This window comes from Citrobacter sp. wls826, from assembly GCF_005281245.1.
Lineage (GTDB): Bacteria > Pseudomonadota > Gammaproteobacteria > Enterobacterales > Enterobacteriaceae > Citrobacter > Citrobacter braakii.
The window spans coordinates 124,390-129,774 of record NZ_SZWS01000012.1 but is presented as its reverse complement, the minus strand read 5'-3'; the positions used below and the strand labels follow the sequence as shown (position 1 = coordinate 129,774).

The following is a 5,385-nucleotide window of genomic DNA, read 5'->3' as shown; positions in this document are numbered from 1 at the left end:
CCCGGTGGCGGCATGTTTAGAGGCGGTATACAACGGACCGCCGCCGCCGGGATACCAAGCCGCGTTGGAAAGGGTAAAGATGATGTTGCCTTCGCTGGCGATCAGCGCAGGGGCGCAGGCTTTTGCGCCCAGCAGATAGCCCAGCACGTTGACGTTAAACAGCTCATGAAAGCCGCTCTCCAGCGCGTCCGCTGGCGTATTGACCAGCGAGGCGTTGTGATCCCATATCCCGGCGTTGCCGATCAAACAGTCCAGCGTGCCGTAGCGCGCCAGAATTTGATCCACCGCGCGCTGATAGTCGGCGTAGCAGGTGACGTTGCCTTCTACTGCCAGCACATGTTCGCCAAAACGTTGGCGCAGGCTGGCGACTTTGGTTGGCGAAAGTTCCAGCGTGGCGACCCGCGCGCCTTCCTCAATGAAACGCTCGACCAGCGCCAGGCCAAGACCGGAGCCGCCGCCGGTGATAAAGACCACGTTATCGCGTAAATCGCTCATCTCGCGTCCTCTGGAATATCAACGAACACATCGCTACCTTCCACGTACACTGCGTAGGTGGTCAGCGGATCGGTGGCAGGTAAACACAACGCCTTACCGGTTTTCAGGCAGAAACTGGCGGCATGTAGCGGGCATTCCACCGTCGCATCGTCTTCCAGATAACCTTCCGACATCGAGGCATTACCGTGGCTACAGCGATCGTTAATGGCATAAAACTCGCCGCCAACGTTGAACAGCGCGATGACAGGCGAGGTGTCGAGCCGGAGCGCTTCACCCTCCGGCAAATCCCCTACGGGGCAGGCATAAATACGACTCATCAGAACAATACACTCAGGTTATGGGAGGTGATCACCGCTTGATCCAGCACGATCTCACGCTCCAGTAAGCGCCACTCATCGCCCGGTAAACGGCGCACTTTGTCCATGCGCATGCCGACGTAAAAGGTTTCATCGCGCTCTTTTTGCGCGCGATACAGCAGATAGTTAAGGCGCACGGCGAACACATCCGGCACTTCGGTTTCACTGACCTGGCAGTTGCTGATCAGGTGCCGGGTACGCGACGGCGGCTCCTCTGCCCAGGCCATTCCGGTTTCCAGTCGCGCAATACGGCGTTCAAGCTGATCTTTGTTGTCGTTAAAAATCCAGGTGGTTGGCGGCTGCACGCCTTTGCGACGGTCGCGCGTCTGGGCATTGACCGTTGTGCGCATGGTATAGCGAATGTCGTCATCCAGCTGTGCCAGCCATTCGCGAAACTGCCAGTCATCCAACAGGCTGGCTTCATGGTAGAGAAACTGCGTAATGCGGTGATGCAGTTCCAGGGAAACTAAAGCACTCATTTCATCACCTCCTGCTGGTAAGCGGCGGTTTTTTCCTGCACTTCCTGCCAGCTTTCGCTGCTGAGTAAATCAGCCCAGCGCTGATACATGCCGCGGGCGGCGGTTTCTGAAAAGATGTAGTTGGTGATCCCCGGAATGCCGTCTTCACGACGTTTCTCCTGACCTAACCCCATTTCCAGGCACAGTTTGCTATTACGCGCCCGATGCCCCTTCAGCAGTTTTTGAATTTCACACCAGTTTTCCGAGTCGTCCTGCTCAAGGAATCCGGCGGGGCCAAAAGCGCGCGTAGCGCTGTTTTCAAATGCGGATTTCACTTCATCAGAGGCGGCTTTATCGGTAATACAGAACGCCCACACTTCAACCTGATCAGGACCGCGCGGATGCCAGACGCGCAACGTAGCGGTACCATTGAGCCAGGAAAGCGTTGGAAAAATGTTGTTGTGACCGGCCAGACGCAGGGCACGAACCTTACCCAGACGCTGTTCAGCTTCCGCGTAGGTGTCGCGGTAGTAGCTGGAGACTTCGCCGTCGACCCACACGTTGGCATCCGGCTTTTCGGTAAAGAAGAAGCCGCTGCCGTGCCCGTCCTGGCCGAACTGTAGTGCATCTTTGGCGGTTTCCCACACCGGGCGAGCGGTTTGTCCGTCACCGAGGCGTTTATCGCTACCGTCGTCTTTTGCCCCCAACACCTGCACAGCGGAGGCATGACTGAACAATGCGTGATACTGATCGCTGGCAAACTGTTCGGCGGGGAATTTCCAGTTACAGTCGATGGTCCACTTCTGTACGCCGCCGACGATTTCTGTGCCGCCTTCGCGGCGGTCAAGCACGCCGTCGAGATACCACGCGATGTCGCCGAGATAATCGCGTAGCGTGGGCGCGGTGGTGTCCCAGTTGCCGAAAATCAGCCCTTTATAGCTCTCTACGCCAGGAACTTCGTTCAGTCCCCAGTGCGATTTGCATAGTCCTTGCGGGTAAGCGCGAGGCTCCAGCGGGACGTCGATCAGCTCGCCATTGATACCGTACGACCAGCCGTGATACGGGCAGGTAAAGGCGCGAGTGTTCCCGCAGTCGGCGTAGCTGACGCGCATCGCCCGGTGGCGGCACTGGTTGAGAAACGCTTTGATGCTGCCGTCTTTCTGGCGAACCACCACGACCGCATCCTCGCCCATGTAGGTGTTAAAAAAATCACCGGCTTTGGGGATTTGGCTTTCGTGGGCGAGAAATAGCCAGCAGCGCCCGAAGATGCGCTCCAGCTCCAGTTGGTAAATTTCTGGGTCAGTATAAATCCGTGGGGTTACACGACCGTTTTGCGTGTCGATCAGTTGGTAGATGTCTAAATTTGAGGGTGTGGTCATATTTTTTAATCCTGAAAGATAAGATGTATTGACCTTCTATTTTTGTGCCATAAGGATGTTGCTGGTTAGTTATCAATCTGTGAAATAGTAAATTTCTACCAGTTGAGACATTTTTTCGATAACAAGGAGAAGGGCATGGAACTGAGGCACTTACGCTATTTTGTGGCGGTGGCGCAGGCGCTGAATTTCACCCGGGCGGCAGAAAAGCTGCATACCTCTCAGCCGTCGTTAAGCAGCCAGATCCGCGATCTGGAAACCTGCGTGGGCGTTCCGTTACTGGTGCGGGACAAGCGAAAAGTTGCGCTGACGGCGGCCGGGGAGTGCTTTTTACAGGATGCGCTGGCGATCCTTGAGCAGGCGGAAAATGCCAAAGTTCGCGCCCGTAAAACGGGGCAGGAAGATAATCATTTCGCTATTGGTTTTGTCCCTTCCGCTGAGGTGAATTTGCTACCGAAGGTGCTGCCCTTATTTCGTTTAAAACAACCGGATACACACATTGAGCTGGTAAGCCTGATAACCACCGAACAGGAAGAAAGGATCCTCAACGGAGAACTGGACGTGGGCTTAATGCGTCACCCGGTGTACAGCCCGGAGCTGGATTATCTGGAGCTGATTCATGAGCCGCTGGTCGTGGTGTTACCGGTGAATCATCCGTTAGCCAATGAGCAAGCGATCTCCGCAGAACAGTTACACGGCGTAAATTTTGTCAGTACCGATCCCGCTTATTCCGGGGCGCTAGCGATGATTGTCAAAAACTGGTTTCAGCAGCAGGAAAGCCAGCCCAATATTGTGCAGGTAGCGACCAATATTCTGGTGACCATGAATCTGGTCGGCATGGGACTGGGGGTGACTTTGATACCCGGTTATATGAATAATTTTAATACCGGGCAGGTGGTTTTTCGGCCTATCGTCGGTGAAGCGCCAACGCTGGCATTGTTGATGGCATGGAAGAAGGGCGAGCTAAAGCCCGCCCTGCAGCAATTCATCGAACTGGCACAACGCCAGAGGATAGAGTAAAGCGCTATTTCACGAGAACGGTAATCGTGGCTGTACCGCTAAATTTACCTGGGGCTGGCGTTCCACCGAGGAGATTGATCGGCCATGCCTCCAGGCTGATGACCCCCCGGCCGGAAGGATGGATACCGATTAACCCATTTGTGAACGGGATATTGATGTGGGTGCCGTCGATACGAGCCATTCTCACGCCGATGTCCGGGGTATTATCGGCCTCCCGGCGGCGGGCGACTAACGTGTACTGATCAAGCAGATCATCGCCATCAATCCTCATTTCCATCTTATTGTTGATGCTTGATGTATCGCCACAGTCGTAGACAATATCAAAATTGACTGGTGTATAGCCGTCCGGCATCTCATTACGGGTAGTGAAACGGCTGGTGTTGATATAACCGAGATCGACCTGAATGACGTCGCCCTGGTTGATTTTACAGTCCTGAGGCACGGTAATGCTCCCCTGGATGCGCAGTTCGGCGATATCTCCCAGGCTGTTCATTGACGGAGGGGAGGTCGTCGTGCTCCATCCGGCCCGTACGGAGGCGATTAGGGTATCTGGAATCACCAGTTCACCTAAGAAGGGTTTGGTGACGTACAGCGTAAAACGGGTACGTGCGCCTATCGTCACCGGCGCGGCGCGATTCTCCGCCGGATCGTCGGTACACACGCTGCCTTTGGGGTTGTTTATTTCATACGAGCCATTTTCTCTCAATGGGTCACGGTTTGTCGGTAAGACGGCTGTGGCGCCGGGAATATCGTCAACTTCGGTTTTAATATCCAGATTATCATTCAGATGGTAAAAGCCGCTGAGTTGACCGATTCCGGGTAGCGCGCTGGTGACCGTATAGAACAGCGCCACTCTGCTACCCGCGCCACAGTCACAATCAATTTGATAGGCACCGCCCGAGAGCGGTGTCGGCAGCTCCAGCGAGGTTCCGGCGACGTTCTGGGCTTGTGTCCAGTCGCTGGAGACATCGGCGTTAAAGCGACCTGCTGCGGCGCAGGACCCGTTCGCCGCGTAGACCGGGGCGATAGATAGCACCAGCAGCGCGGCGGCAATCCCATTTTTCATCCACGAATTCTTTATTGACATAGTGCGTTCCCATTATGTATTGCGGCGCTGCGAGCGGCATCTTCCTGCAGGCTGAAGGTAAACTGGCACTGTTGATCAGGCTGATTGCCCCAGCGCACGGACCACCTCTGCGGCTGATTGTTCACGCCGGTGATATACAGCACGCCGCCTTCATCGACGATGCTTTGCTGCGTCTGGCTGCTGGCTACTGCGCCGAAGGGCAGCGCATTCCCTCGCGCATCGGTGAGTTTCAACAGCACGCGGTAGCCTGTCTGGGCAATAAAGTGCGCCGTTACGGCGGCACCGCGATTAGGCACCACGGTACGCACGGTTTCGGTCACATCGACATTATCCGGCATCATAGTGGTATCGAGAGAGATGGCGTTTTCCTGATACGCGGTCAGATAGGGGATAATGGCATAGCCAAAATAGTCGGTGGCGATGCCCGGATAGTTTTTCACCCGGATACCTGCCGCGCCGTTGGCGTCAATCAGCGCAAAGGCATTACCCAGCGGCTGCGACAGCGTCACGCCATGGGGATGGGCGACAATACCGCCGGAGAGGCCGTAGCTCATCTGTTGGCTATCGCTGCTGTAGTCGTAGCCCGCATTCAT

General features: G+C 55.6%; 7 protein-coding genes. 1 reads left to right on the top strand and 6 read right to left on the bottom strand.

The features are described from left to right. From FDW87_RS21475 to hcaE, 4 genes are all read right to left on the bottom strand, one after another. Positions 1-495, bottom strand: a 495-nt coding sequence (locus tag FDW87_RS21475; RefSeq protein WP_252362942.1) for an SDR family NAD(P)-dependent oxidoreductase, incomplete at its 3' end; no start/stop codon positions are given. Beyond that, positions 492-812, bottom strand: coding sequence for a 3-phenylpropionate/cinnamic acid dioxygenase ferredoxin subunit (gene hcaC / locus FDW87_RS01580; RefSeq protein WP_016154025.1), 321 nt, complete (start codon positions 810-812; stop codon positions 492-494). The genes FDW87_RS21475 and hcaC, both read right to left, overlap by 4 nt. Continuing rightward, positions 812-1,330 carry a 3-phenylpropionate/cinnamic acid dioxygenase subunit beta gene (hcaF, locus tag FDW87_RS01575; protein ID WP_049270001.1) on the bottom strand — a complete coding sequence of 173 codons (519 nt, stop codon included), beginning with the start codon at positions 1,328-1,330 and terminating at the stop codon, positions 812-814. The genes hcaC and hcaF overlap by 1 nt, the downstream gene beginning before the upstream one ends. Then, positions 1,327-2,688, bottom strand: a complete 1,362-nt coding sequence (hcaE, locus tag FDW87_RS01570) for a 3-phenylpropionate/cinnamic acid dioxygenase subunit alpha (protein ID WP_137379384.1) — start codon at positions 2,686-2,688, stop codon at positions 1,327-1,329. Before hcaE ends, hcaF begins: the two co-directional genes overlap by 4 nt. Before the next feature lie 135 nt (positions 2,689-2,823). Here hcaE and hcaR point away from each other — a divergent pair, with 135 nt between their 5' ends. Further along, positions 2,824-3,705: a DNA-binding transcriptional regulator HcaR gene (gene hcaR / locus FDW87_RS01565; protein ID WP_019077393.1), complete on the top strand. Its 882-nt coding sequence runs from the start codon at positions 2,824-2,826 to the stop codon at positions 3,703-3,705. Positions 3,706-3,709: 4 nt separating this feature from the next. Here the strand turns inward: hcaR and FDW87_RS01560 are convergent, their stop codons facing one another. Continuing rightward, positions 3,710-4,792: a fimbrial protein gene (locus tag FDW87_RS01560; protein WP_137379383.1), complete on the bottom strand. Its 1,083-nt coding sequence runs from the start codon at positions 4,790-4,792 to the stop codon at positions 3,710-3,712. After that, positions 4,783-5,385, bottom strand: a 603-nt coding sequence (locus tag FDW87_RS21470; RefSeq protein ID WP_252362941.1) for a fimbria/pilus outer membrane usher protein, incomplete at its 5' end; no start/stop codon positions are given. The genes FDW87_RS21470 and FDW87_RS01560, both read right to left, overlap by 10 nt.